Source organism: Halorubrum tebenquichense DSM 14210, assembly GCF_000337415.1.
Lineage (GTDB): Archaea > Halobacteriota > Halobacteria > Halobacteriales > Haloferacaceae > Halorubrum > Halorubrum tebenquichense.
The window spans coordinates 185,364-208,790 of the sequence record NZ_AOJD01000027.1 but is presented as its reverse complement, the minus strand read 5'-3'; the positions used below and the strand labels follow the sequence as shown (position 1 = coordinate 208,790).

Sequence of the window (23,427 nt, the reverse complement as noted above, 5' to 3'; positions counted from 1 at the left end):
CCCGGCGTCAGGCCCGCCTGATCCGGTCGGCCGTGACCGCGATCGGCTCCGAGTAGTGGAGTATCGGATCGCCGTCGGGGCGGTCGAACCCGTTCGCGGCGAACAGGGTGTTCGACCGTATCTCCGCCTCCGCCGGCCGCAGCGTCCACGGCTCGTGCTCTATCTCGCCGACGTACAGCCGCCCGCCAGACCCCGCGGTGTAGAAGCGGTAGTTCTCCAGCAGGAACGCCGGCAGCGACCCCGCCTCCGGCGTGAACGCCTCGCCGACCGGCGCGTAGGTCGCGTCGAACCGGGCGTGCGGGACGCCGCGGTGGACGCGACGGCTCGCGAACCGGACGGAGCGGCCGTTCGCCGGGTCCGCGTCGCCGGCGTCGCTGGGGGTTCCGTCGCCGGCGTCACCGAGGCTCCCGCCCCCGCGTCGAACGTCGGTCTCGGCCCGGTAGTACGGGAGCCGGAACAGCCCTCGGGCGACCGCCACGCCGAGCCGGTCGTCGGCGTCGAGGCTGTGGAAGTAGACGCCCGGACCGTTCGGTCCCTCGACGTACGTCCGGAGGTTGAGTTCGGGGAACGACAGCCCCATCGGCACGCCTCGGGGGCGGATGTCGTCCATCACGAACGGGACGACCCCGAGGTACGCGTCGCCGTCGTGGGTCGCGACCGAGAGACCGTCGGGGAGCGCCGCAGCGACGACCTCCGGGTCGACGGGCCAGTGCGCGAACAGTCCGTCCCGCCACGTCATCTCCAACCAGCGGCGGCCGAGCATGTCCGATCGTAGGGCTTGCGTCGGCATAACCCGCACGCCGCCGGCGGTTCCGGGCCGGCCCGTGCGGTCGCTCGGTCGCGGTGGCCGCGTTTACTCCGGCGGCGCGTCGACCGCCTCCGGTGCGTCCTTCCACTCGCCGAGCCCGGAGGGGTCGAGGTGGACGTGCACGTCGCCGACATCCTCCAGCGCGCGGAGGCTCGTGACGAGTTCCGTCTCCACGTCGTGGGCCTCCCGGAGGGTCATCGTCCCGTCGACCTCGACGTGGACCTCGACCTCCAGGTCGGTCCCGTCGTAGAACACGGTGAGGTCGTGGACCCCCTCGACGGCGGCGTGGTCGCGGAGGGCGGCGACGATCCGGTCGCGGTCGCCCGGCGGGGGCGCTCCCCCGACGAGGTACGTGACGTTCTCGCGGCCGATCTCGATCCCCTGATACACGACGAGGACGCTGACGAGCGCCCCGGCGACCGGATCGAGGATCGGGACGTTCAGCAGCACGCCGAACACGCCGACCAAGGCGGCGAGCGTGGTGTAGATGTCGTTGAGACAGTCCACCGCGAGGGCCTCGAGCGCGGTCGACCCGAGCTCGGCGTTCACCAGTTCCGTGTACCGGTACAGCAGGTACATGTCGGCCGTCGCGAACAGCAGCGCTCCGACGAGGAGGGGGCTCGGCCGCACCTCCACCGGACCGACGAACCCGAGCACCGACTCGCGCAACAGGAGCAGTCCGAGGACCGCGATCGTCGCGCCGACGAACAGCGCCGTCAGCGGTTCGATCCGCTGGTGGCCGTGCGGGTGGGTCTCGTCCGCGCTCTCGTACCGCGAGCCCCCCCAGACGAACACCACCGCGCTGGCGACGAGGTCCGCCACCGAGTGGGCCGCGTCGGCCAAGAGCGCGATGCTGCCGAACGCGATCCCCGTTCCCCCGACGACCGCGATCTTCACCGCGTTGCCGACGACGTTGACCGCCGCCGCCCGCTGGAACCGAGCGCGGTCATCGCTCCCGAAGGGGCTCAACATACCAGCCGATGCGGCCGCGCCCCTGTTAAGCGTCCCGCGTCGCGCCGGCTCCTGCGGTCCCGCATCGTCGCGCCCTCTGCGGTCCCGCGCCGCGGCACAGCCGAGAGCCCGTCCCCGGAGGCCATCCGCGCGCTTCGTCGTCGAGGCCGTCTCCGGCCGAAGGCTCCGTCGTAACGCCTAAGACCGAAACGCTCCTCCGTGACGGTAATGAATCACGATCTTTTCGCCCGAGGTGGTCCCGGTGGGCGTCGAAATTAAGGAAACGGAGGTGAGCGACGAGGATTTCGAGGAGATGAAGGGGTTCGTCCGCGACTACCTCGCGGCCAGCGTCGAGAGCGAGGACGACGGCGGCCGCATGCGCTGGTACCCGTGGCACTCGTCGTCGTACCGGTTCAACCACATCCTCAACGTCGTCGACCTCGCGACCGAGATCGCCGAGGCCGAGGGCGCGGACGTCGACGTGGTCCGTGTCGCCGCCGTCTTCCACGACGTCGCCAAGCTCGAGGCCGAACAGGACGTTCACGCGGAGGCCGGCGCGCGCGTCACCCGCGAGTACCTCCAGAGCCGCGGCAACTACCCCGAGTCGTTCATCGAGGAGGTGTGCGGGGCGGTCGTCGACCACTCGTACACCGGCGACCTGTCGGCCGTGCCCTTGGAGAGCCGATGCCTGATCGAGGCCGACGTGCTCGACAAGGTCGGCGCGAACGGCGCGGTCCTCATGCTGTTGCGGATGGGCTACGAGTCGCGGACCCACATGGACTCCGCGAAGATGGTCGACCGCGTGCTTCAGCGCGCGTACGACCACACGGACCGCGTCGTCTCCGACACCGCTGAAAGCATCGCCCACCAGCGCATCAAGCGCGTGAAGTGGCTCCGCGAGTGGCTCGAAGAGGAGGTCTCGCGGATGGACGCCGACGGCGTCACCGACCGCTGACGGCGCGCACCGCGAACCGCGCGGCACGCGCGCGGCGGCCCCCGTTTCAGGACCGCTCGTCCGTCTCCACGAGCGGCAGCACCGCCTCCAGGTAGCGGTCGATCCCGGCCCGCGACTCCGCGACCCACGCCCGGTCGTTCGTCGTCGCCCACCGGAACATCCCGCCGGTGGCGAACGTCTGGAGCGTCGACGCGACGTCCGACGCGGCGACGGACCGGTCGGCGTCCGCGGCCTCGGGACCTCCCGGAGACGGCGCGGCGTCCTCGCGAGACGCCTCGGCCGCCGCCTCGCGGACGATCCGTTCGAGGTACGCGCCGAAGACGCGGTCGCTGCGGTCGAAGTGTTCGCGGTACGCCTCGTCGTTGGCGGCCTGCGACCGGAGCTCCGTCATCACCGTGACGAACCGCGCGTCCGGCGCGTACGCCTCGTCGAGCGAGTCCGGATCGACCGCGGCCGCGAGGTACCCGTCGAGCTGTTCGCGCGCCGAGCGGTCGAAGGCCGCTTCGGGGGGCATCTCGGTCGGCCCGCCCGCGGCCGCCTCGCCGCGCCACGACGGTCCGTCCCCCTCCGACGCCTCCTTCGCTTCCGGCGGGTCCGTGGCGCTCCCGTCCGCGATGGACGCCTCGAACTGGTCGAGCAGGAACTCAAGCAGGTCGAGCAGCAGGTCGTCTTTCCCGTCGTAGTGGTGATACACGAGCGACTGGCTCTTGTCGAACTCGTCGCCGATCCGCTTGATCGTGACGTTCGCGTACCCGTGCTCGCAGAGCGCGCGGAACGCCGCGCCGAGGATCGCCTGCCGGGTGTCCGACGGCTCCGCGAACGGGTCGTCCATACGGACCCGTAGGCGGGTGTATTATATACCACTCCTGATTGAACGTTCATTCAACAGGCTTATTCCCCGGGGCTCCGAGCGGACTGTATGACTCGATCCGACGCGTCACGGCACGCCCGGTCGCCGCGCGCGATCAGACCCTCCCGAAAGGACGGCGGAGGCGATCGATGAGCCGACCGACGCGGCTCGCGACGGTCGCGCTCGCCGTCGCCGCCGCGGCCGCGCTCCTCGTCGGCGTCTCGCTCGCCGGCGCGGCGGCGGCGAACGCGGACACGTCCCCCGCAGACGGTCACGCCGCGCTCTCGGGCGTCGGCGGCCCGGCCGCGGACGGCACCGTCGCGCAGGCGGGCACCGCGTCGGACCCGACGGACAGACAGGTCCGGGGGTCGCCCGTGCTCGACCTCTTCGTCTCGCAGCGGTCGGTGCCGAGCGGCGCGGAGTCGACGGTCACGGTCGACATCGTCAACACCGGCGAGATGACCATCGGCAACCAGCTCGACTCCCGGGTGACGACGGCCCGCGGACTCACCCTTGAGGTCGACGACGGCGACGTGCCGATCGACGTCGAGGACGGGAAGATTCCGGTCGGCGACGTGCCGACCTCCGCGAGCCCGGTCTCCGTCCCGCTCGACGTGACCGTGCCCGACGACGTGCCGGACGGAACGTACGAGGTGGAGGCGACGGCCCGCTACCGGTACACCTTCGAGGTCATTCCCGAGTTCAACGACCACAAGGACCGGCGCGGGATCGACGACTTCGACCTGACGATCGTCGTCGACGACGGCGCGCGATTCGCGGTCATCGAGACCGACACCGACGCGCAGGTCGGCGGCAGCGGCGACGTGACGGTCACGATGGCGAACGTGGGCGACGAGACCGCCCGCGACGCCGTCGTCTCCGGGTCCACGACCGCGCCCGGCGTCCAACTCGGCGAGGGCGGCGGCCAGTCGTTCGTCGGCGACTGGGCCCCCGGCGAGAACCGGACGGTGACGTTCGACTCGACCGTCGGCGAGGCGTTCGGCGACGGAGCGTACGCGCTCTCCTCGACGGTCGACTACCGCGACCCGAACGGGGTCGACGCGACCGCGGCCGCCGCGCGCGCCGGCGTCGTTCCGATCCCGGAGCAGTCGTTCTCGCTGCGCAACGTCTCCGGGACGCTCGAAGTCGGGTACTCCGGGACGGTCTCCGGCACGCTGACGAACGAGGGGCCGGTCGACGTTGAGGACGCGGTCCTCGTGGCCGACTCCGGGAGTAACCGCGTGAGCCTCGGCGAGAGCCGGTACGCGCTCCCGACCATTCCGGCGGGCGAGTCCGCGGAGTTCTCGTTCGACGCCGACGTGAGCGGGAGCGCCGACCCCGGGCCGCGGCAGTTCCGGTTCACCACCGAGTACGACAGCGGCGACGCCACGGTCGCCGTCGAGGAGACCCGCCGCGTCGAGGTCGCGCCGCGACAGCCGGAGTTCGAGCTCGACGTCGAGAACGCCACGGTCCCGGCGGGCGGGACCCAGCGGATCGACGTGGAGATCACGAACCGGCGGCCGGAGACGCTGTCGTCGATCAACGCCGGCCTCTACGCCGACAGCCCGCTGTCGACGGTCAACGACGAGGCGTTCGTCGACGAGTTGGAGCCCGGCGAGTCCACGAACGTCTGGTTCGAGGTGTCCGCCGCCCCGGGCGCGAGCGTGGAGGACCACCCGATCGAACTCGACTTCCGGTACGACGACGAGCGTGGCAACGACCGCATCTCGGACGTGACGCAGGTCCCGGTGTCGGTGACCGAACCCGTCGACGACGGCGGGACCCCGACCGGACTGATCGCCGTCGTCGTCCTGGTCGTCGTCGCCGCGGCCGGCGGCGCTGTCTGGTACCGACGGCGGTGATCGGATGACGGAACGCACTACCGGCCGCGCGAGGGAACCGATCCACCTCCGACGGTCAGTGACCACCATCGGACGGCGACCGGCGACCCGCCGGACAGCGGGGCGTCGGTGACCGCGGTCGACCGCCTCATCGAGCGGGTCGACCGCCTCGTCACGGAGCGGCCGCTGGCGGTCATCGCGGCCTTCCTCCTCGTCACCGTCGTCTTCGCCGGCGGCCTGACCGGCATCGAGACCAGCGCGGGCGCGGACCAGTTCACGCAGGACATCCCCGCCCAGCGGGCGCTCGACGAGATCGACGAGGAGTTCGAGACTTCGATCGGGGGGTCCGCGACCTCCGCGCAGGTGATCGTCTCCGACGACAACGTCCTCTCCCGCGACGCGCTCGTCCGGACGCTGGAGACGCAGTCGCGGCTTGAATCGCGTTCGACGCTCCGGGTCGCGTCGACGTCGAGTCACGCGGACGCGATCGCGCGACAGTTGGACCCGGCGGCCGAGAGCGCGGCGGAGCGACGCGACGCCGTGGCGGAGGCGACGCCGGCCGACCTCCGGACCGCCGTCGCCGACGCGGACGCGGCCGGCGCGGTCGCGCCGCAGGTGTCCGTCGACTACAACCCCACCGCGCAGCGGGCCGGGACCGCCATCGTGGGGATCACCTACGACCTGCCGGACGCGGCGACGACGGCGCGGGTGACGGAGCTTCAGACCCGCAGCGTCGACGTCGTCGACTCGGTTCCGGGCAACGAGGCCGGCGAGAACGCGATCCTCTTCGGCGACGGCGTCCTCCAGTCGGAGATCAGCGCGCTGCTGATCGACACCGCGATCATCGTCTTCCCGGCGGCGCTCATCCTGATCGTCGGGTTCCTGATCTTCGCGTACCGCGACCCGATCGACATGGCGATCGGCATCTCCGCGCTCCTGCTGTCGCTACTCTGGACGTTCGGCTTCATGGGCTACGCCGGGATCCCGTTCTCGGACTCGCTCGTGACCGTCTTCCCGCTGTTGCTCGCGGTCGGGATCGACTTCGGGATCCACATCGTCAACCGCTACCGCGAGGAGCGGGAGACCGGGACCGGGATCGGGGCGTCGATGCGGACCACGACCGACCAGCTTGTTGTCGCCTTCCTGCTTGTGACGATCACCACGGTGTTCGGGCTCGTCTCCAACGTGGTGAGTCCCTTCGACCCCAACCGCGACTTCGGGATCGTCGCGGCCGCCGGGATCATCTTCACGCTCCTGATATTCAGCGTCTACCTCCCGGCGGCGAAGGTGTTGGCCGACCGGTGGCGCGAGCGGCTGCCGATCCCGGAGTTCGGGACGACCGCGCTCGGCTCGGGCGGGTCGCGGCTCGCGCGCGTCCTCCGCGTCGGCGTCGACCTCTCCCGGATCGCTCCGGTCGCCGTCGTCGTCCTGCTCCTCGTCGGCGGCGCGGCCGGCGGCGCGTACGGCACGGGGGTGAACACGGAGTTCTCGGAGGAGGCGTTCTTCCCCGACCAGGACCGGCTGGAGACGTACGCCGACCTGCCGGAGCCGTTCGCGCCGACCGAGTACACGTTCCTCGACGTGTTGGACCTGTTCGAGGAGGAGTTCGAACAGAACTTCGGCGGGTCCGTGACGTTGTACGTCGACCAGTCGGTCAGAGACGACGACGCCCTGGAACTGATCGACCGGACGACGCGGAACCCGCCGGACACCTTCGAGACCACCGACGAGCGCCGCGCGGCAGCGACGAGCGTCGTCACCGTGATCGACGATCGGGCGGCACAGGACCCCGAGTTCGCGTCGCTCGTCGAGCGAAACGACCGCCTCGGCACGGGCGTCCCGGACCGGAACGTCGACGAGGTGTACGACGCGCTCCTCGACTCCCCCGCCGAGACGCAGGCACGCGGCTACCTGGCCGCCGACCGCGGCAGCGCGCGGATCGACTACACGATCCGGCCCGGCGTCGACAACTCCGAGGCGGTCGCGGACGTGCGCGCCCTCGCCGAGCGCACCCCGCTCGAAGCCGTCCCGACCGGTTCCCTCGTCGTCAATGAGGCGGTGATCGACCTGTTGACGGAGTCGGCTATCCGGAGCCTGTTCGCGGCCTTCGGCCTCACGGCGCTGTTCCTGGCGCTGTCGTACGCGTACCTCGAAGGGAAGGCGGTGTACGGCCTGTTGAACCTCGTCCCTGTTCTCGTGACGGTCGGGCTGCTCATCGGGTCGATGCGGCTGCTCGACATTCCGCTGACGCCGATCAACGCGCCGATCCTCTCCGTCTCTATCGGGCTCGGCGTCGACTACACCGTCCACTTCGTCCACCGGTTCGTCGACGAGTACAAGTCGGGGCTCCCCGTCGACGAGGCGCTCGACGTCACCATCGCCGGGACCGGCGGGGCGCTCACCGGCAGCATGCTCACCACCGTCTCCGGGCTGGGCGTCCTGTGGCTCGCGGTGATTCCCCTGCTGCGCGACTTCGGGATCCTGCTCGCGCTGGGCGTGTTCTACGCGTACCTCTGTTCGATCCTGCTCGTCCCGTCGCTCGTCGTCGTATGGGGCCGGTACGGCGGGGTCGTCGGACTCGGTCTCGACGGCGGACTTCGGGAGTCGAGCGTCGAGGGCGGGCGCTGACGGGGTGTTCGTTTCGGAATTCGATCGCCGTCGGCTGAGCGGTTCGGCGGGCCGGTCAGCCGACGACGCCGACGACCAGTTGGACGGTGACGAGAACGAGGAAGGCCGCACCGGTGGCGAGGGTCCCGGCGGCGACGCCGTGCGCGTTCCCGAGCCCGCGGCTCCGGGTCGCGAAGTAGGCACCGAGGAAGACGAAGCCGACGAGAAGCAGGGCGACGAGGAGGTACGCGACGGTCACCAGCGTGCCGGCGAGCCCCTCGGGGATGCCGAAGCTCCCGACGCCGAGGAGGATGCTCCCGCCGATGAGAACGGTGACGCCGACGAACGAGACCGCCCACACGACCGGCGTCCGGACGAACTCGGCGAGCGTCGCGACGACGGCCTCGTAGCGTCCGCCGCTCTCGCCGCGGCCGGGAGCGGACCGCTTCCCTCCGATCTCGGCGACTGCGACGAACGTGGCGACGACGAGTAGGCCCATCAGACCCGTACTCAAGAGGGTGAGTGATGTCATGGATATCCGTTATTGGGACCTCCGTTCGCGCGTACAAATACCCTTCGACGCGTCCTCCTCTCCCCCGTCATCCCGGCGTCTCCGTCCCGCTCGACCCCCCGGATTCCACCCCGTCGGACCGCCGTCTTCGTCGTCGCCGACCGGCGCGCGTTCCGCCCTCTCCTCGACGGCCCGCGCCGGGGCTCCGGCGGACCGGTTCGAGGGGCAGATCCCCGCGCGAAACCGGCACCTTCGCCGCCGATCCTCCGGTCTGCTACACAAGAGATAAGTGTACCATCGCTAAGGGAGATACAAGAGCAGACAGACGAACATGATAGATCCAGTTATCCTACAACAGGGGAGCGACTGGCGCGCACAGGCGGAGGTCTTCGACGAGATCTTCTTCGTCTTCCTCGCGCTCGGCACTCTCGTCGGCACCATCGTCGTGGCGTACACGCTGTGGAACGTGTACAAGTACCGCGACGACGGGAACCGGTCGGACGAGAAGTTCGACGCGCCGACTGTCGGCGAGCTCCCGACGGGACAGGGCGGTCCGAAAGCCAAGAAGCTCTTCCTCTCGTTCGGGTTGAGCGCCATCGTCGTCATCAGCCTCGTCGTGTACGCGTACGGGCTCCTCCTCTACGTCGAGGACGGACCGAGCGTCCAGGACGACGGCGACATCGAGATACTCGTCGAGGGACAGCAGTACGGCTGGGTGTACGAGTACCCGAACGGCCACACCGAACGGGGTGAACTGATCGTCCCGGCCGATCAGCGGATCGACATCAACGTGACATCACAAGACGTCTGGCACAACTTCGGTTCGTCTGAGTTGCGGATAAAGTCGGACGCGATCCCCGGAGAGTACAACGAGAACTGGTTCTCGGTGAGCTCCGAGGAAGTCGAGGCGCAGGGCGGCGAGGCGACGTACACCGTCGAGTGCTTCGAGCTGTGCGGTCCGGGCCACTCCGCGATGAAGGGTCAGATCACGGTCATCCCGCAAGACGAGTGGGAGGAGTGGTACGCGGACACCGGTGAGGACTCCGAGAGCGAGAGCATCGAGAGCGCCGGCGTGACGTTCGACGCGTCCGCCGCCAGCGGGGTGAGCGCATGAGCGAACTCCCGCCGACGACCTCCGTCAAGCGGTGGCTCGTCACGACCAATCACAAGGACATCGGTATCCTGTACACGATCACCGCGCTGTTCTTCCTGCTGTTCGGCGGCGTGATGGCGCTTTTAATCCGCCTCCAGCTGTGGGACCCGACGAGCCAGATCCTCTCCGGGCTGGCGTACAACGAGGCCGTCACCGCCCACGGGCTGATCATGGTGTTCTGGTTCCTCTCGCCGTTCGCGTTCGGGTTCGCGAACTACTTCGTGCCGCTCCAGATCGGGGCGGACGACCTCGCGTTCCCGCGGCTCAACGCGGTGTCCTACTGGCTGTACCTGTTCTCGGGCGTCCTGCTCGCGATCAGCTTCTTCCAGGGCGGCACGCTCTCCGCGGGGTGGACGATATACGCCCCGCTCAACGTGCCCATGTACACGCCGAGCATCGGGTCGACCGGCGCGGTGCTCGCGCTCGCGATGTTCGTCACCGGCACGACGGCGTCGACGGTGAACTTCCTCACGTCCATCCACCACTCCCGCGCCGAGGGGATGGGGATCATGGACATGCCGATGTTCACCTGGTCGATGCTCACGACCGTGTGGATGATGCTGTTCGCGTTCGCCGCCCTGCTCGCGGTCGGACTCATCCTTTCGGCCGACCGCGTCCTCGGCAGCGTCTACTTCTCGGCGACCGAAGGCGGCTCCCTGCTGTGGGGCCACCTGTTCTGGTTCTTCGGTCACCCCGAGGTGTACATCGTGTTCTTCCCGGCGCTCGGCGTCATGTTGGAACTGTTCCAGACGTTCTCCGGGCGGCGGCTGGTCGGCCGGAAGTGGGTCATCATCGCCATCTGTCTGATCGCCGTCCAGTCGTTCCTCGTGTGGATGCACCACATGTTCCTGACGACGATCAACCTGGAGATCAAGACGCTGATGATGGCGACGACCATCGGGATCTCACTCCCCTTCGACCTGGTCGTCTTCGCGCTGATCTACACGCTGATCAAGGGGCGGATACAGTTCACGACGCCGTTCCTCTTCGCGTTCGGCGCGCTGCTGCTGTTCATCCTCGGCGGCATCACGGGCGTCTTCCTCGGTGCCATCGTGCTCGACTACGAGTTCCGCGGCACCTACTGGGTGGTCGCGCACTTCCACTACGTGATGTTCGGCGGGGCCACGGCGCTGTTCGGCGGGGCCTACTACTGGTTCCCGAAGATAACGGGGAAGATGTACGACGAGTTCCTCGGAAAGCTCCACTTCGTGGTGTTCTTCATCGGGTTCAACGCCGTCTACTTCTCGATGTTCCTCGGCTGGGAGACCCCCCGGCGGGTGTTCGAGTACAACCCCGAGTTCCAGATCTACCACCAGTTCGGGACGATCGGGGCGTTCGTGCTCGGACTGTCGTTCTTTATCATGTTCTACAACTTCGCGAAGTCCTACGTCTCCGGTGACCCGGCCGGCGACAACCCGTGGGACTACTCGCGCACGGCGGAGTGGGCGGTCTCGTCGCCCCCGCCGCTCGAGAACTGGCCGAACCGGCCGTCGTACGCCTCCGGGAAGCTGGAGTTCGTGAAAGACTACGTGCCGGACGGCGGTCCCGCGATGAAGACCGACGACAACGGCGACGTCGCCACCGACGGCGGCGACAGCCACTCCGCGCACATCTCCGACTACCCCTACTGGGACAAGCACGCCAGCCACGCGAGCATCTGGCCGTTCGCGCTCTCGCTGGCGCTTCTGGTCACGCTGTTCGGCTTCTCCGGCTTCGCCGACGCGGTCACCGTCGTGCTGGGCGAGAGCGCCATGCAGAGCGAGATCAACATCTCGAACCCGATCTACCCGACGGCGATCGTGGTCGGGCTCGTCGGACTCCTCTACACCGGCGTCAAGTGGGGCCTAGAAGACTTCTACGCCCCGCCGACCGAGTTCGCCGAGCGCTGGCCGTTCAACGGCGTCGAGAAGGTGAAGCTGGGGATGTGGTTCTTCCTGGCGTCCGACGTGATCGTCTTCGGCGCGTTCATCTCCGCGGCCGTCTTCGTCCGCTACAACGCGGGCTGGATGACGTGGGAGCCGCTGACCGAGTCGCTGCCGGGGCTGATCAACACGTTCGTCCTGATCACGTCCTCGTTCACCGTCATCCTCGCGCTGGTCGCGGCGCGCCGGAAGAGCAGGCAGGGAGTCCTCGCGACGCTCGGCACGACCATCCTGCTCGGGTTCACCTTCATGGCGATCAAGCTGTGGGAGTGGAACCACGAGATATTCGACCGCGGCGTCACCATCGGCGCGAACGCCCACGGTGACCCGATCCAGGCGTCGATCTACTACGTCACGACCGGGCTCCACGGGATCCACGTCCTGCTCGGCTTAGTGATCGCCATCTTCCTGTTCGTCAGGGTGTACCAAGGTCACTACCTCGACGACGAGCGGCCGATTGAGTACTTCGGCCTCTACTGGCACTTCGTCGACATCGTCTGGGTGTTCATCTTCCCGCTGTTCTACCTCTTCTGAGGGGATCAGCGGTCCCGTTTTCCCGTCGCCGTTTCCGCTTCGTACTTTGCCGTCTTCCGCGTCACGACCCGCCTTCTCCGCCCAGCGGCTCCGCGCACCACTGACAGAAGTCGACCGTCGGATCCGTCTCTCTCCCGCACTCCGGACAGCGCACGGTTCCATCGGCCTCGGCGTCCGCGGTTGCGTCCGCCGACGCCTCGTCGGGGTCGCCGCCGACGCCGACCGACGCCCCCGGAGCGCCGGCCGGGCGGGCCGCGTCGCGCTCCCGCTCGTACTCGCGGTTGTTCCTGTGAGCCGCGACGTACGCGTCGATCACGCTGGCTCCGACGACCGCCGCGGCGGGCGCGACGTCGCGGACCGGCGGCGGGTTCCCGGAGAACGCCGCGGTGACCGTGCCGTCGGGGACGAACAGGAAGACGGCCGCGGCCACCGCCAGATACCAGCCGAGCGCGCGGGCCCACCGGCGGAGGTACGCGTGGCCGAGTCCGGTGACGAGGAGCGCGAGCAGGGCGGCGAGCCACGGTCGCCGCAGCGAGCGGTCGGACATGTGCCGCCCTACACGCTCCCGCCCCGAGAAGCTATCTCTCTCTCGGCGCGTCGTCGCCGCTCCTCTCGGAGCGTTTATGTGGCGGACGCGCCGAACTCGGGTATGTTCGGCGTTCCGCTCGGCGAGTTCCTCTCCGGGGTCGCGGTCGCGGTGTTCGGCGTCGGGACCTGGGGTATCGGCCTCGGCGTCGCGTACCTCCTGTACCGCCGATGGCGCGGCGACGGCCCCCGAGGCGACGAGTAGGCCCCGGCCTCCGGCCGACTCGCCTTCCGATTCGGCCACGCTTTTCACCTCGCTCGTCCGATGTCGGGTATGACCGATACCGCGCTCGTCGTCGGCGGGACCCGATTCATCGGCCGTCACACGGTCGACGAACTGCTGGCACACGACTACGAGGTCGCGATATTCAACCGGGGCACCCACGAGAACCCCTTCGCGGCGGACGACCGCGTGACCCACGTCGAGGGCGACCGGAAGGACGACACCGCGCTGCGCGCCGCGAAGCTGTCGGTCGAGCCGGACGTCGTGATCGACTGCGTCGCCTACCAGCCGGCAGACGTTGAGGCCGCCACGGAGATATTCGCCGACGTCGACGGGTACGTGTACATCTCGTCGGGTTCCAGCTACGCCGCCGAGGAGATTCCCAAACGGGAGGGCGAGACGCCGCTGGAGCCCTGTACCGACGAGCAGGCGACCGACGACTCTCACGAGACGTACGGCAACCGGAAGGCCGAGGGCGACCGCGCCGTGTTCGCGGCCGCCGAGGAGGGCGTGGCGGCGATGGCCGTCCGCCCGTGTATCGTCTACGGGCCGCACGACTACACGGAGCGGCTCGACTACTGGATCGACCGCGTGCTCACGCACGACCGCCTGGTGGTCCCCGGCGACGGACAGAACCTCTGGCACCGGGCGTACGTCGAGGACGTCGCGAGCGCGCTCCGGATCGTCGCCGAGCGCGGGGAGCCGGGCGCGGCGTACAACGTCGGCGACCGACGCGCGCTCACGCTCCGCGAGACCCTGGAGACGGTCGCCGACGCCGCCGAGGTCGACTGCGAAATCGTCGCCGCGAGCGACGACGCCCTCGCGGCCGGCGGTCTCGAACCCGACGACTTCACGCTCTACCGCGAGTACCCGCACCTGCTCGACACCTGTGCGCTCGCGGACCTCGGCTGGGAGTCGACGCCGGTCGACGAGGCGATGGAACGGACCGTCGAGGAACACCGCGCGTCCGACCGCGACGGGAGCGAGTGGGATCCCGGCCGCGAGGCTGAGGAGCGCGTCCTCGGCGTCATGGACACGCTCTGAGGCGACCGGATCGTCCCGGGGAACGCGCCGGAGTCAGTACGCCGCGTCCCAGCGCGTCGGCTTCCGGCGGTTCCCGCAGTCGCGGCACTCCATCCGGTCCATCGTGTCGATCGCGACGTCGGTCCCCTCGCAGTTGCCACAGAGGTAGCCGTACCGCTGCCCGTGGTCGGGGTCGGCGTACGCGACGTAGAAGGGCGCTCGCGACCCGCGGTCGCTCTCGTCGAACGCGACGTGGACCGTGTCTCCCGCCTCGGTCTCGTAGACGGCCTCGGAGATGCCGGTGAGTCGGCCGACCTGCTTGCGGTACTCCCGTTCCGCGAACGTTTCCCCGCCGATGTCGACGTCGCGTTCGCCCGTGAGTTCGTACCCCTCTCGCTCGTAGAACTCCGTGCCCGCCTCGTTGTCGACGAGGACGCGGGCCTCGATCCGGTCGACCTCCGCCGAGCGGAGGCCGGACTCGACGTGTTCGAGCAGCGCGGAGCCGATCCCGGAGCCCCGGTGGTCGGGGTGGACGTGGAGCCAGTCGATCTCGCCGACGCGTTCCCGGCGACCGACGACGTAGCTCTCCGCGAAGCCGACGACGACCCCGTCCACGAGGGCGACGGGGAACACCGCGTCGTCGTCGTTGACGTCGTCCCCGAGGTCGCCGGCGTCGTACCACTCTTCGACGGCCTCGTCCAGCAGTTCCTCGTCGACGGCGTGTCCGTAGGACGCCACGAGCGATTCGCGGGCGACCGACCGGACCGCGTCGATATCGGTGGCGGTTGCGGCGCGCAGGTCCATGCGGGTTGGTCTCACTCCGAATACAAAAAACTCGGTCGCCGTTCTCACCGCACCCGGTGAGTCTCAGAGCACGAACGGGCCGCGCTGGTCGATCGGCTCGCCGTGGGGGCGTCCAGAGACCGCGACCGCGCGCAGCGAGTCCTCGCCGCGGACGTCGACCGTCGCCGCCTCCGTCACCGGAAGCACGTCGCCCTCGGCGATCGCCGCGCCGTCGACCGTCCCCGCGCCGTCCACGGCGTAGAGGAAGCCGCTCCACCCGTCGGGGACGGACCACGCCCACGAGCCCGTCACCTCGACGTCGAGGTACTCCACCGCCGTGTGCGTCGAGAGCGGCGACCCCTCGCCGACGACCGTGGTGACGGTCGCGCCATCGAGCGTCTCGGTCGGCAGTTCGTCGGCCGCGGCGTCCGAGTAGTCAGGCTCCATCTCCTTGTCCTCCCGGGGCAGGTTGACCCAGAGTTGGAGGCCGTTACAGCCCGCTCCGTCGGCGGGGAACTCGGAGTGACGGATCCCACCGCCGGTCGTGATGTGCATCGCCTCGTTCTCGCGGGCGGTGTTCGTCACCCCGAGGCTGTCCTCGTGGTCCATGCCGCCCTCGATCATGTACGAGACGATCTCGAACCCGCGGTGCGGGTGCATCGGGAACCCCTGGTCCGGCTCGATGTAGAACCGCTCGAAGAGGACGAACGGGTCGAGGTGCTGCGGGTGCGCCCCCGTCGGGAACGCTCGGTTCGAGTTCACGCCTGTGCCGTGGCGGACCGGCTCGCCGGAGACCGGAGCCGATCGGTCCGCGCTCGGCTGGCTGGAAGTCATGTCCGAACCGAGCCGACCACAGCCGATAAGCATCACGATTACGGAACCGAGAAATTGACAGAATACAGTGGTAATATATTCTGAAACCCAGAATAGAGGTTTTACAGACATTTGAAAGCAGTTCCAATAGTAGCAGGAAGTTTACTGGAACGCGTTACAGAGAACCTTCTTACCCGTGCCGCGAGTACGGTGGAACGCAACAATGAGCTACGAACTCGATCCGCTGCCGTACGACTACGACGCACTGGAACCGCACATCTCCGAGCAGGTGCTCGAATGGCATCACGACACCCACCATCAGGGCTACGTCAACGGTTGGAACGCCGCCGAGGAGACGCTCGAAGCGAACCGCGACGCGGGCGACTTCTCCTCGTCCGGCGGAGCCATCCGCAACGTGACCCACAACTCCTCGGGTCACATCCTCCACGACCTGTTCTGGCAGAGCATGTCCCCCGAGGGCGGCGCGGAGCCGGAAGGTGCCCTCGCCGACCGCATCGAGGAGGACTTCGGCTCGTACGAGGCTTGGAAGGGCGAGTTCGAGGCGGCGGCCTCCGCGGCCGGCGGCTGGGCGCTCCTGGTGTACGACACGTTCTCGAACCGGCTTCGTAACGTCGTGGTCGACAAGCACGACCAGGGCGCTGTCTGGGGCGGCCACCCGGTCCTCGCGCTCGACGTCTGGGAGCACTCCTACTACCACGACTACGGTCCGGCTCGCGGCGAGTTCGTCGACAACTTCTTCGAGGTCGTCGACTGGGACGAACCGTCGGACCGCTACGAGCAGGCCGTCGAACTGTTCGAGTNGGCGAGTTCGTCGACAACTTCTTCGAGGTCGTCGACTGGGACGAACCGTCGGACCGCTACGAGCAGGCCGTCGAACTGTTCGAGTAACTGCGGCGTAACCCGGCGCGCCCAACGCGTCGGACGCGCCGTTTCCGCTCCGTCGTCTCGGCCGCCCGCGACGGAGCGAGACTGTGGGCGTTCGCGGCGGCCTCCTCTCTCTGCGGTTTTCGATCCGATGTGACTGATCTGATCGACGAGCGGCGGCGCTCAGCCGACGTGAGCTATTGCGACGGGAACTACTGCGGCGTGAGCTACTGCGCGTCGAGTTCGGGGCCGTCCGTCTCGACGACCCTCCCGGACTCGTCGACGCCGACTCGCATCTCGTCGCCCGCGCAGGCGGCCGTCAGCCGCACGCGGAGCGGCTCCTCGGAGACGACCGTCGTCGCGGCGTCGCTCACGCACCAGTCGAACTCCCAGAACGGGGTCGAACTCAGGTCGACGCCGCGGTCGGCGTGGAACCGGAGGACGTCGGGGTCGTCGAGCAGCAGGAGGCCGACCGTCGACCGGAGGTCGTAGCTACACCGCCGACAGGCGTGTTCGACCGCGACCGCCTGCCCCTCCTCGTCGGGCGTCCGCACGAGGTCGGTCTCGACGGTTCCGGTACACTCGGGGCAGACGCCGTCGGCGGCCAGACAGTAGTGGTGTCGGACGTAGTGGTGGAACGCCTCCAACAGGTCGTCCGTCGACCGGCCGTCGAGCGCGCCCGCCGGGAAGGGGTAGCTCACCTGTATCGCGCCGCAGTCGGTGCAGCCGATGGAGAGTGTGTCGTCGACGTACCATCCGTGGAGGTCGCCGCCGCAGGCGTGACACGACCCCTCCGCCGGGAAGAAGCCGAGCTGCGCCCGCTCGGTCAGCGTGCCGGTGAAGATGGAGCTCACGACCTTCCGTCCGGGCGCGCGGAGCTCGTACCCCTCCTCACGCCGCCGGACGAAGTGGCCGGTGAGCTGGTCGAGGTGGTAGCTGAAGTTCGCGCTGTCCGTCGCGTCGACGCGATCGAAGAGGTCCGTGAAGCTCACGGGCGACTCGTCGCCGCCGAGTTCGAGCAGCGCGTGGAGGACCTCGACCCGCGTCTCGTTGCCGAGGACGGCGAACACCTCCGCGGGCGGGACCCGCGACTCCGTTCGGGCGGCCGCGGCCGCGCCGTCGGTTCCGTCGATGCGATCCGCGCGCTCGCCGTCGGAGGCGACGCCGCCGGATCGGTCGAACTGACTCATACGCCATCCTCGTTTACCGAGCGGTAAAGTCTGTTGGAGCGGGCGGGGCCCCGGCGCTCTCTTCCGGCGAACGACCCACCGAACCGGACGCAATATCCGCTATCTCTTCACTCTTTGCTGTTTCTACCGTTTGGTAAAACGCAATGAGTGACCTATCGATCGACGCGGACTGGGACGAACTCTACGTCGACGGGGAGTGGCGCGCCAGCGAGAGCGGCGAGACCATCGCCGTCGAGGACCCCTCGACGCGCGAGACGGTGACCGAAGTCGCGGCGGGCACCGAGGCCGACGTGGACGCGGCCTACGAGGCCGCCGCGAAGGCGCAGGAGTCGTGGGGTGAGCAGCCGCCCGCCCGCCGACAGGCGGTCATCGAGCAGTTCCATCGGGCGCTCGACGCGCACAGCGAGGAGATCATCGAGCTGCTGGAGTACGAGGTCGGCGGCTCGGCGATCATGGGCGAGACGTCGATCCAGATCGCGGCCGACCACGCGGGCGAGGCCGCGACGCTGCCCCGCCGGATGAAGGGCGAACACGCCGCCTCCAACATCCCCGGCAAGGAGAGCCAGCTTCAGGTCGGGCCCAAGGGCGTCGTCACGGTGATATCGCCGTGGAACTTCCCGCTGAACCTCTCGATGCGGGCGGTCGCGCCCGCCATCGCGGCGGGTAACTCCGTGGTGCTCAAGCCGTCGACGAACTCCCCGATCACCGGCGGGCTGCTGTTCGCGAAGCTGTTCGAGGAGACCGACCTCCCCGAGGGCGTGATCAACGTCGTCACCGGTCGCGGCTCGTCGATCGGCGACCGCGTCGCGAGCCACCCCGAGAGCGACGTCGTCGCGTTCACCGGCTCGACCGAGATCGGCAAGCGCGTCGCCGGCCTCGCCGGCGAGAACCTCGCCGTCCCGGCGATGGAGCTCGGCGGGAACAACGCGCACGTCGTCACCGCGGACGCCGACCTCGACCGCGCGCTCGACGCGGCCGCGTTCGGCTCCTTCGTCCACCAGGGACAGGTGTGTATCTCGATCAACCGCCACGTCGTCCACGAGGACGTGTACGACGAGTACGTCGCGGGGCTCGTCGACCGCGCCGAGTCGCTGCCGACCGGTAGCGTCCACGACCCGGAGACGATCGTCGGGCCGATCATCGACGAGTCGCAGCGCGACGAGATGCTCGGCTACGTCGACGAGACGGTCGAGGCCGGGGCGACCCTCGAAACGGGCGGCCACGCCGTCGACGTCGACGGCGTCGACGACTCGCTCGTGGTCGCCCCGACCGTCCTCTCGGGCGTGACGAACGACATGCCCGCCGCGGCGAACGAGCACTTCGGCCCGATCGCACCCGTAATTCCGTTCTCCGACGTGGACGAGGCGGTCCAGATCGCCAACGACACCGAGTACGGACTCTCCGGCGCGGTCCACTCCGGCGACCTCGGCACGGCGAAGGAGATCGCCGACCGCATGGAGACCGGTAACGTCCACATCAACGACCAGCCGATCAACGACGAGGCGCACGTCCCGTTCAGCGGGATCGGCGCGTCCGGCGTCGGCCACTACAACAGCGACGCGTTCCTCGACGAGATCACCGAGACGAAGTGGATCTCGATCCAGCACGAGCCGCGCGAGTACCCGTTCTGAACGCGTACCGTCGTCGCCGCGGCGGCTCGCGGCGACTGAGTCGTTTTCGACCGACTCGCTGCGACGGTTCCGCGTGACGGATTCGCTGCGGTCGATTCTTCTGACTGACTCGCGGTAGCCGGTCCGCGGGGACCGCCTCAGTAGTCGCTCCCGGAGGACCGCCTCAGTAGTCGCTCCCGGAGGACCGCCTCAGTAGTCGCTCCCGGAGGACCGCCTCAGTATCCGGTGGCGAGGTAGCTGCCGATCCCGTCGCCCGACTCAAGTTCGTCGACGAGCGCGACGGCGAAGTCCTCCATCGAGATGTAGCTGTCGCCGTCCTCGTCGGCCACCAGCTCGCCCTCGGCGGTCCGGTACTCGCCGGTCCGCTCGCCGGGCTCGATGAGCGCGGCCGGCGCGAGGTAGGTCCACCGCAGGTCGTCGGCGGCTTCGAGGATCCCGTACGCGTCGATGGCGGCGCGCGCGACCGGCTCCCACTCGTCGGGGAACTCCTCCGTCTCGACGAGGCGCGTGTCCGGGCCGACGGACAGGCCGCCCGCGCCGCCCGTCCACACGAGTCGGTCGACCCCGGCGCGGCGCAGCCCCTCGACGGTCGCCCCGATCATCTCGGTGAGGACCGCCGGGTCGTCGTCCTCGCCCGGACCGAGCGCGGACGCGACCGCGTCCTGACCGGCCGCGAGCCGCGCCACCTGATCGGCGTCGGTCGCGTCGCCCGCGACGGCGACGAACCCGTCGTCGTCGATCCCCTCCGCGGTCCCGCTCCGCGAGACCCCGGTGACCGAGTGGCCGCGGGAGAGCAGTTCCGTCGCGACTCGCCGTCCGATGCGCCCGCTCGCGCCCAAGAGTAACACGTCCATTTCGGTCCGCCAGTTGGCCGAGCGTCCATTAGGCCCTTCGGCAACCGGCGGTCGCTGCTCCCGGCGCGGGGATCCGGAAGTCGTTGCTCCCGCCGAAGGCTCCTGAGGCCCCCCTCCCGTTCGGCGACCGGCTCAGACGGACCACTCCTCTCGGGTGTAGCACATCTCCCAGAACGCGTGTTCGAGCCGGGCGCTCCGCAGGAACGCCGCACGCATGGCGTCGCGCTCGCCGGGGTACTCCTCGCCGTACCGGTCGACGAGGTCGCGCATCCACGCCACCGTCTCGCGGAACTCGTCGCTCGTGTACTTCTCGATGAACGGCGTGTACCGGTGCTCTCCGGTCGCGAGGTCGGCCATGTGGTCGGCCACGTCGAGGTATCCCTGTCCGCACGGGTAGACGGCGGCCGCGATCTCGGCGACCGATCCCTCGTGGGCCGTCCGCACGAGGAAGTCCGTGTACGCGGCGCAGGTGGGGGCCTTCTCGACGGCTTCGAGGTCCCCGGGCGAGAGCCCGTACTCGGCCGCGAACGACCGGTGGAGGTCCATCTCGTCCGCGAGGGTGGCGTGCGCGGTCCCCGTCAGCCGCCGGGTCGTCTCCTCGTCGTCGGCCGCCGCCCCCGCGAGCGCGAAGACGCGAGCGTAGTCGAGCAGGTACCGGTAGTCCTGCTTCACCCAGTGGCGGAACGCCCCCTCGTCGAGGCTGCCGTCCGCGAGTTCGACGACGAACGGGTGTTCCTTCTGCGCGTCCCAGATCTCCGATCCGGCGTCGAGGAGTCGGTCGCTGAACGACATTGACGACTCACGATCGCGGAGCGACCGTGATATAACTAACTAATATTATCCATTAATACAACGGGCGGCGGGGTAGGACGGACGTTGAGGGCGACGGCGAAAACGGAGCGAAACGACGGGGGCGCGTTCGGAGCGCGGGAGCGGTTTACGAGATGGAGTACGTCGCGGCCGCCATCAGCAGCATGGTGAGCGCGAGCGCCATCCCCATCAGGTAGGTCAGCGAGCGGTTCTCCCACCGGAGGTGCATGAAGTACGCGACGATGAGCAGCGTCTTGACCGTCGCGATCACCAACGTGCCAACGATCGCCTGCGCGTAGCTGAACTCGACGAAAGACGACTCGAAGAGGAGGAAGTTCAGCGTCGCCGCCACGAGGAGGGCGACGTATATCGCCGAGTACAGCTTCACGGAGTCGTGCGCCATCTTGCCTTCTCCTTCGTCCCTGCGCTTAAAGAATTAACCATCCGGGGACCCCGCGCCGACGGCCGGACCCGCCGGGTCGATGTCCGGCGGTCCCCCGCACCCGCCCCCGGTAGTCACCCGGGTGTTCGAGTCCCGAAACGCATATGGCCGCGACGGCCGGAGGTCCGGGCGGTCGCAGTACACGACCGGTATCCCGCCGTGACTCCGCTCGAACCGACGGACGACCTGCTCGAATCGCTGTACGTCGTCAACAAGGTCGCGAAGCAGTTCGCCGACGAGGCGACCGCCGCCTACGAGCGCGGCGACGTCACCGAGAGCAACGTCCGCTCGGCGCGAAAGGACGCGCTCTACCGGCTCAAGACGGCCGTCCTCTCCCGCATCGTCGCGTACGACGCCGACCGGGTCGCTGGCGAGTACCATGCCATCAACGGCGACGTGTGGCTGTTCCTCACGGTCGGCGACTGGCACTTCCACCAGCCGCCGCACGCGATCGGCAGCGACCTCACCGACGCGATCGAGATCTCGAACTCCCGGGCGAACCCGTTCGACGCACCCTACGTGCGCGACGCCAGCGTGGAGCGCTCGGACCGCACGCTCGACGAGGCGCTCTCTCGACTGGCGGACGCCGGCGTCAACGCCAACGACCACCTCGCGCGGCCGACGGTCACGGGCGAACACGACCGGCTCGTCGACGTTCGCTGGTCGTTCCTCTCGTGAGTCTCTCGCACCGTCTGAAAAAGTCGCGTTCGCGTCCCGAGGCGGTCCGCGGCGAGCCGTTCAGGCCTCGACGACTTCGATCGCGCCGAGCATCCCGTTCGCCGAGTGCGGGGTGCACTCGTAGAGCTGGATACCGGTGTTGTCGAACGACTGCTCGAAGGTGTACCCTTCCTCGCCGATGATCTCACCGTTGTCGAAGTCGGACTCTGAGTCCTCGACCGAGGCCACGTTGTGCCCGCCGCCGTTCCCGGTCCACTCCCAGACGACGGTGGTGCCGGAGTCGATCCGGATCGCCGCCGGCGAGAAGCCGTATCCGACGTCACCCGTGCCGACCTCGATCGTGACCTCGTCCTGCCCGGTGAGGTCCTCGATGGACCCGTCGTACTGGTTGGCGTCGGCGAGGTAGTCGTCGATCTCGCTCGGCACGTCGCCGCCGTCGCCGCCGTCAGACCCGTCCATCCCGTCGTCGCCGTCCGAGCCGTCGGACCCGTCTCCGCCGTCGCCGCCGCCGGAACAGCCGGCGAGCGTCCCGATGGTCAACGCGGCTCCGGTTCCGGCGAGATACCGCCGTCTGGACAGTTTGTCAGACATCGTCGATGGTACGGTCCGAGGCCATACAAACCCCGTGATGGCTCCCGGCTCGTGGGAACGTGCCGCGACGTGCGGCGGGACCGCCCCGGCCCGCGGCACACGGTCGGTCGCGCGCCGCCGAGAGCGGGGTTTATCGCCCTCCGTCCCGTCCCGAGATCCATGCGCGAGGACGCGCTGGCGACCCGGCTCGTCGAACACTACGAGGCGACGGTCGACGACCCGGCGATCCGGCTCGAAGAGCCGTACGACGCCGACGGACGTGAGGGGGTAGTGGACCTCTTCGTCCGGACGCGGACGCCCGAGCCGGTCGACCGCGTGGTCGAACTCAAGGCGGACGCCGCGGTCCGCCGCGCCACCGGCGCGAACGAGATCCTTCGCCAGTACCGCCGGATGGAGCGATACTTCCACGCCGACGACCGCCACGCCCTCCGGCCGAAGCTGGGGCGCAGCGAGCCGGGCGCTCGCTACCTGCTGTGTTTCGCGCCGACGCCGACCTGCGTCCACCACGTCGCCGTCAACCGCACCCTGTACGGCTCCGTCGACCCCGAGTCGCGGGCCGGCGACGTGCCCGCGGTCCGCACCGTCGCGTTCCTCACCGGACTCGACGGCGACCCCGCGGACCTCGGTCTCGTGTCCGTCAACGGCGAGGTCAGGTTCGGGTCGGAGCCGTTCCTCCGGGCGGTGCCCGAGGGGTCTCGGCTCGCGGAGAGCCTGCGCGGGGTCGACGACGACCTCGTGGCGTTCCCGTGACGGACGTCGCGGCGGGGGCGGCAGGGACGCCGCCGCC

The 23,427-nt window shown here is 69.1% G+C and carries 22 protein-coding genes and 1 pseudogene; 11 read left to right on the top strand and 12 right to left on the bottom strand.

From position 1 onward, the window contains the following. Positions 1 to 7: 7 nt before the first annotated feature. Together C472_RS04625 and C472_RS04620 are read right to left on the bottom strand one after the other, a co-directional pair. Positions 8 to 763 (bottom strand): YqjF family protein, encoded by a 756-nt coding sequence (locus C472_RS04625; protein WP_006628641.1) that lies wholly within the window; start codon positions 761 to 763, stop codon positions 8 to 10. Between the two features lie 90 nt (positions 764 to 853). Continuing rightward, positions 854 to 1,780 carry a cation diffusion facilitator family transporter gene (locus C472_RS04620; RefSeq protein WP_006628640.1) on the bottom strand — a complete coding sequence of 309 codons (927 nt, stop codon included), beginning with the start codon at positions 1,778 to 1,780 and terminating at the stop codon, positions 854 to 856. 232 nt (positions 1,781 to 2,012) lie between these two features. Here C472_RS04620 and C472_RS04615 point away from each other — a divergent pair, with 232 nt between their 5' ends. Next, complete coding sequence (locus C472_RS04615) at positions 2,013 to 2,714, top strand: HD domain-containing protein (protein WP_006628639.1); 702 nt, start codon at positions 2,013 to 2,015, stop codon at positions 2,712 to 2,714. Between the two features lie 46 nt (positions 2,715 to 2,760). Here the strand turns inward: C472_RS04615 and C472_RS04610 are convergent, their stop codons facing one another. Continuing rightward, the gene (locus C472_RS04610) at positions 2,761 to 3,546 is read right to left on the bottom strand and encodes a TetR/AcrR family transcriptional regulator (RefSeq protein WP_006628638.1); all 786 of its coding nucleotides are present in this window, start codon (positions 3,544 to 3,546) and stop codon (positions 2,761 to 2,763) included. Between the two features lie 167 nt (positions 3,547 to 3,713). Here C472_RS04610 and C472_RS04605 point away from each other — a divergent pair, with 167 nt between their 5' ends. Together C472_RS04605 and C472_RS04600 are read left to right on the top strand one after the other, a co-directional pair. After that, on the top strand, positions 3,714 to 5,426 hold the full coding sequence (locus tag C472_RS04605) for a COG1361 S-layer family protein (RefSeq protein WP_006628637.1): 1,713 nt from the start codon (positions 3,714 to 3,716) through the stop codon (positions 5,424 to 5,426). Between the two features lie 108 nt (positions 5,427 to 5,534). Beyond that, positions 5,535 to 8,033 (top strand): efflux RND transporter permease subunit, encoded by a 2,499-nt coding sequence (locus C472_RS04600; protein ID WP_006628636.1) that lies wholly within the window; start codon positions 5,535 to 5,537, stop codon positions 8,031 to 8,033. A 55-nt stretch (positions 8,034 to 8,088) separates the two neighbouring features. Here the strand turns inward: C472_RS04600 and C472_RS04595 are convergent, their stop codons facing one another. After that, positions 8,089 to 8,511: a hypothetical protein gene (locus C472_RS04595; RefSeq protein ID WP_006628635.1), complete on the bottom strand. Its 423-nt coding sequence runs from the start codon at positions 8,509 to 8,511 to the stop codon at positions 8,089 to 8,091. 343 nt (positions 8,512 to 8,854) lie between these two features. Here C472_RS04595 and coxB point away from each other — a divergent pair, with 343 nt between their 5' ends. Together coxB and C472_RS04585 are read left to right on the top strand one after the other, a co-directional pair. Beyond that, the gene (gene coxB / locus C472_RS04590; protein WP_006628634.1) at positions 8,855 to 9,637 is read left to right on the top strand and encodes a cytochrome c oxidase subunit II; all 783 of its coding nucleotides are present in this window, start codon (positions 8,855 to 8,857) and stop codon (positions 9,635 to 9,637) included. Next, the gene (locus C472_RS04585; protein ID WP_006628633.1) at positions 9,634 to 12,132 is read left to right on the top strand and encodes a cbb3-type cytochrome c oxidase subunit I; all 2,499 of its coding nucleotides are present in this window, start codon (positions 9,634 to 9,636) and stop codon (positions 12,130 to 12,132) included. Before coxB ends, C472_RS04585 begins: the two co-directional genes overlap by 4 nt. 61 nt (positions 12,133 to 12,193) lie before the next feature. Here C472_RS04585 and C472_RS04580 read toward each other — a convergent pair whose 3' ends face one another. Further along, the gene (locus C472_RS04580) at positions 12,194 to 12,679 is read right to left on the bottom strand and encodes a zinc ribbon domain-containing protein (protein WP_006628632.1); all 486 of its coding nucleotides are present in this window, start codon (positions 12,677 to 12,679) and stop codon (positions 12,194 to 12,196) included. 102 nt (positions 12,680 to 12,781) lie between these two features. On the opposite strand from C472_RS04580, the gene C472_RS17450 reads away from it, so the two are divergent. Together C472_RS17450 and C472_RS04575 are read left to right on the top strand one after the other, a co-directional pair. Beyond that, entirely contained in the window at positions 12,782 to 12,922 is a 141-nt protein-coding gene (locus C472_RS17450; RefSeq protein ID WP_162832660.1) for a hypothetical protein, read from the top strand. 69 nt (positions 12,923 to 12,991) lie between these two features. After that, positions 12,992 to 13,984 (top strand): NAD-dependent epimerase/dehydratase family protein, encoded by a 993-nt coding sequence (locus tag C472_RS04575; protein WP_006628631.1) that lies wholly within the window; start codon positions 12,992 to 12,994, stop codon positions 13,982 to 13,984. A gap of 33 nt (positions 13,985 to 14,017) precedes the next feature. Here the strand turns inward: C472_RS04575 and C472_RS04570 are convergent, their stop codons facing one another. Continuing rightward, positions 14,018 to 14,767: a GNAT family N-acetyltransferase gene (locus C472_RS04570; RefSeq protein WP_006628630.1), complete on the bottom strand. Its 750-nt coding sequence runs from the start codon at positions 14,765 to 14,767 to the stop codon at positions 14,018 to 14,020. A gap of 63 nt (positions 14,768 to 14,830) precedes the next feature. Next, the gene (locus C472_RS04565; protein ID WP_006628629.1) at positions 14,831 to 15,580 is read right to left on the bottom strand and encodes a pirin family protein; all 750 of its coding nucleotides are present in this window, start codon (positions 15,578 to 15,580) and stop codon (positions 14,831 to 14,833) included. A gap of 202 nt (positions 15,581 to 15,782) precedes the next feature. Between C472_RS04565 and sod the strand changes: the two are divergent. Continuing rightward, a pseudogene (sod, locus tag C472_RS04560) lies at positions 15,783 to 16,379 on the top strand (superoxide dismutase); the annotation flags it as partial. A 292-nt stretch (positions 16,380 to 16,671) separates the two neighbouring features. Here sod and C472_RS04555 read toward each other — a convergent pair. Next, positions 16,672 to 17,634 (bottom strand): ArsR/SmtB family transcription factor, encoded by a 963-nt coding sequence (locus C472_RS04555; RefSeq protein WP_006628627.1) that lies wholly within the window; start codon positions 17,632 to 17,634, stop codon positions 16,672 to 16,674. 143 nt (positions 17,635 to 17,777) lie between these two features. On the opposite strand from C472_RS04555, the gene C472_RS04550 reads away from it, so the two are divergent. Further along, entirely contained in the window at positions 17,778 to 19,265 is a 1,488-nt protein-coding gene (locus C472_RS04550; RefSeq protein WP_006628626.1) for an aldehyde dehydrogenase family protein, read from the top strand. A 215-nt stretch (positions 19,266 to 19,480) separates the two neighbouring features. Here the strand turns inward: C472_RS04550 and C472_RS04545 are convergent, their stop codons facing one another. The 3 genes from C472_RS04545 to C472_RS04535 form a co-directional block, all read right to left on the bottom strand. Continuing rightward, complete coding sequence (locus C472_RS04545; protein ID WP_006628625.1) at positions 19,481 to 20,119, bottom strand: NAD(P)-dependent oxidoreductase; 639 nt, start codon at positions 20,117 to 20,119, stop codon at positions 19,481 to 19,483. Positions 20,120 to 20,251: 132 nt separating this feature from the next. Further along, entirely contained in the window at positions 20,252 to 20,911 is a 660-nt protein-coding gene (gene tenA / locus C472_RS04540) for a thiaminase II (RefSeq protein WP_006628624.1), read from the bottom strand. Between the two features lie 145 nt (positions 20,912 to 21,056). Then, the gene (locus C472_RS04535; protein ID WP_006628623.1) at positions 21,057 to 21,332 is read right to left on the bottom strand and encodes a cytochrome C oxidase subunit IV family protein; all 276 of its coding nucleotides are present in this window, start codon (positions 21,330 to 21,332) and stop codon (positions 21,057 to 21,059) included. 198 nt (positions 21,333 to 21,530) lie between these two features. On the opposite strand from C472_RS04535, the gene C472_RS04530 reads away from it, so the two are divergent. After that, entirely contained in the window at positions 21,531 to 22,049 is a 519-nt protein-coding gene (locus C472_RS04530; RefSeq protein WP_006628622.1) for a hypothetical protein, read from the top strand. Positions 22,050 to 22,109: 60 nt separating this feature from the next. Here C472_RS04530 and C472_RS04525 read toward each other — a convergent pair whose 3' ends face one another. Beyond that, positions 22,110 to 22,640, bottom strand: coding sequence for a halocyanin domain-containing protein (locus tag C472_RS04525; RefSeq protein WP_006628621.1), 531 nt, complete (start codon positions 22,638 to 22,640; stop codon positions 22,110 to 22,112). 159 nt (positions 22,641 to 22,799) lie between these two features. Here C472_RS04525 and C472_RS04520 point away from each other — a divergent pair, with 159 nt between their 5' ends. Next, positions 22,800 to 23,390, top strand: coding sequence for a hypothetical protein (locus C472_RS04520; RefSeq protein WP_006628620.1), 591 nt, complete (start codon positions 22,800 to 22,802; stop codon positions 23,388 to 23,390). Positions 23,391 to 23,427: the final 37 nt, after the last annotated feature.

Bases quoted from the DNA above. Each gene is read 5' to 3' on its own strand.
- C472_RS04525 (WP_006628621.1), bottom strand. From the start codon at position 22,640: ATGTCTGACAAACTGTCCAGACGGCGGTATCTCGCCGGAACCGGAGCC.
- C472_RS17450 (WP_162832660.1), top strand. From the start codon at position 12,782: ATGTTCGGCGTTCCGCTCGGCGAGTTCCTCTCCGGGGTCGCGGTCGCG.
- C472_RS04565 (WP_006628629.1), bottom strand. From the start codon at position 15,580: ATGACTTCCAGCCAGCCGAGCGCGGACCGATCGGCTCCGGTCTCCGGC.
- C472_RS04605 (WP_006628637.1), top strand. From the start codon at position 3,714: ATGAGCCGACCGACGCGGCTCGCGACGGTCGCGCTCGCCGTCGCCGCC.
- C472_RS04550 (WP_006628626.1), top strand. From the start codon at position 17,778: ATGAGTGACCTATCGATCGACGCGGACTGGGACGAACTCTACGTCGAC.
- C472_RS04575 (WP_006628631.1), top strand. From the start codon at position 12,992: ATGACCGATACCGCGCTCGTCGTCGGCGGGACCCGATTCATCGGCCGT.
- C472_RS04610 (WP_006628638.1), bottom strand. From the start codon at position 3,546: ATGGACGACCCGTTCGCGGAGCCGTCGGACACCCGGCAGGCGATCCTC.
- C472_RS04545 (WP_006628625.1), bottom strand. From the start codon at position 20,119: ATGGACGTGTTACTCTTGGGCGCGAGCGGGCGCATCGGACGGCGAGTC.
- C472_RS04535 (WP_006628623.1), bottom strand. From the start codon at position 21,332: ATGGCGCACGACTCCGTGAAGCTGTACTCGGCGATATACGTCGCCCTC.
- coxB (WP_006628634.1), top strand. From the start codon at position 8,855: ATGATAGATCCAGTTATCCTACAACAGGGGAGCGACTGGCGCGCACAG.
- C472_RS04520 (WP_006628620.1), top strand. From the start codon at position 22,800: ATGCGCGAGGACGCGCTGGCGACCCGGCTCGTCGAACACTACGAGGCG.
- C472_RS04570 (WP_006628630.1), bottom strand. From the start codon at position 14,767: ATGGACCTGCGCGCCGCAACCGCCACCGATATCGACGCGGTCCGGTCG.
- C472_RS04620 (WP_006628640.1), bottom strand. From the start codon at position 1,780: ATGTTGAGCCCCTTCGGGAGCGATGACCGCGCTCGGTTCCAGCGGGCG.
- tenA (WP_006628624.1), bottom strand. From the start codon at position 20,911: ATGTCGTTCAGCGACCGACTCCTCGACGCCGGATCGGAGATCTGGGAC.
- C472_RS04580 (WP_006628632.1), bottom strand. From the start codon at position 12,679: ATGTCCGACCGCTCGCTGCGGCGACCGTGGCTCGCCGCCCTGCTCGCG.
- C472_RS04595 (WP_006628635.1), bottom strand. From the start codon at position 8,511: ATGGGCCTACTCGTCGTCGCCACGTTCGTCGCAGTCGCCGAGATCGGA.
- C472_RS04625 (WP_006628641.1), bottom strand. From the start codon at position 763: ATGCTCGGCCGCCGCTGGTTGGAGATGACGTGGCGGGACGGACTGTTC.
- C472_RS04585 (WP_006628633.1), top strand. From the start codon at position 9,634: ATGAGCGAACTCCCGCCGACGACCTCCGTCAAGCGGTGGCTCGTCACG.
- C472_RS04555 (WP_006628627.1), bottom strand. From the start codon at position 17,634: ATGAGTCAGTTCGACCGATCCGGCGGCGTCGCCTCCGACGGCGAGCGC.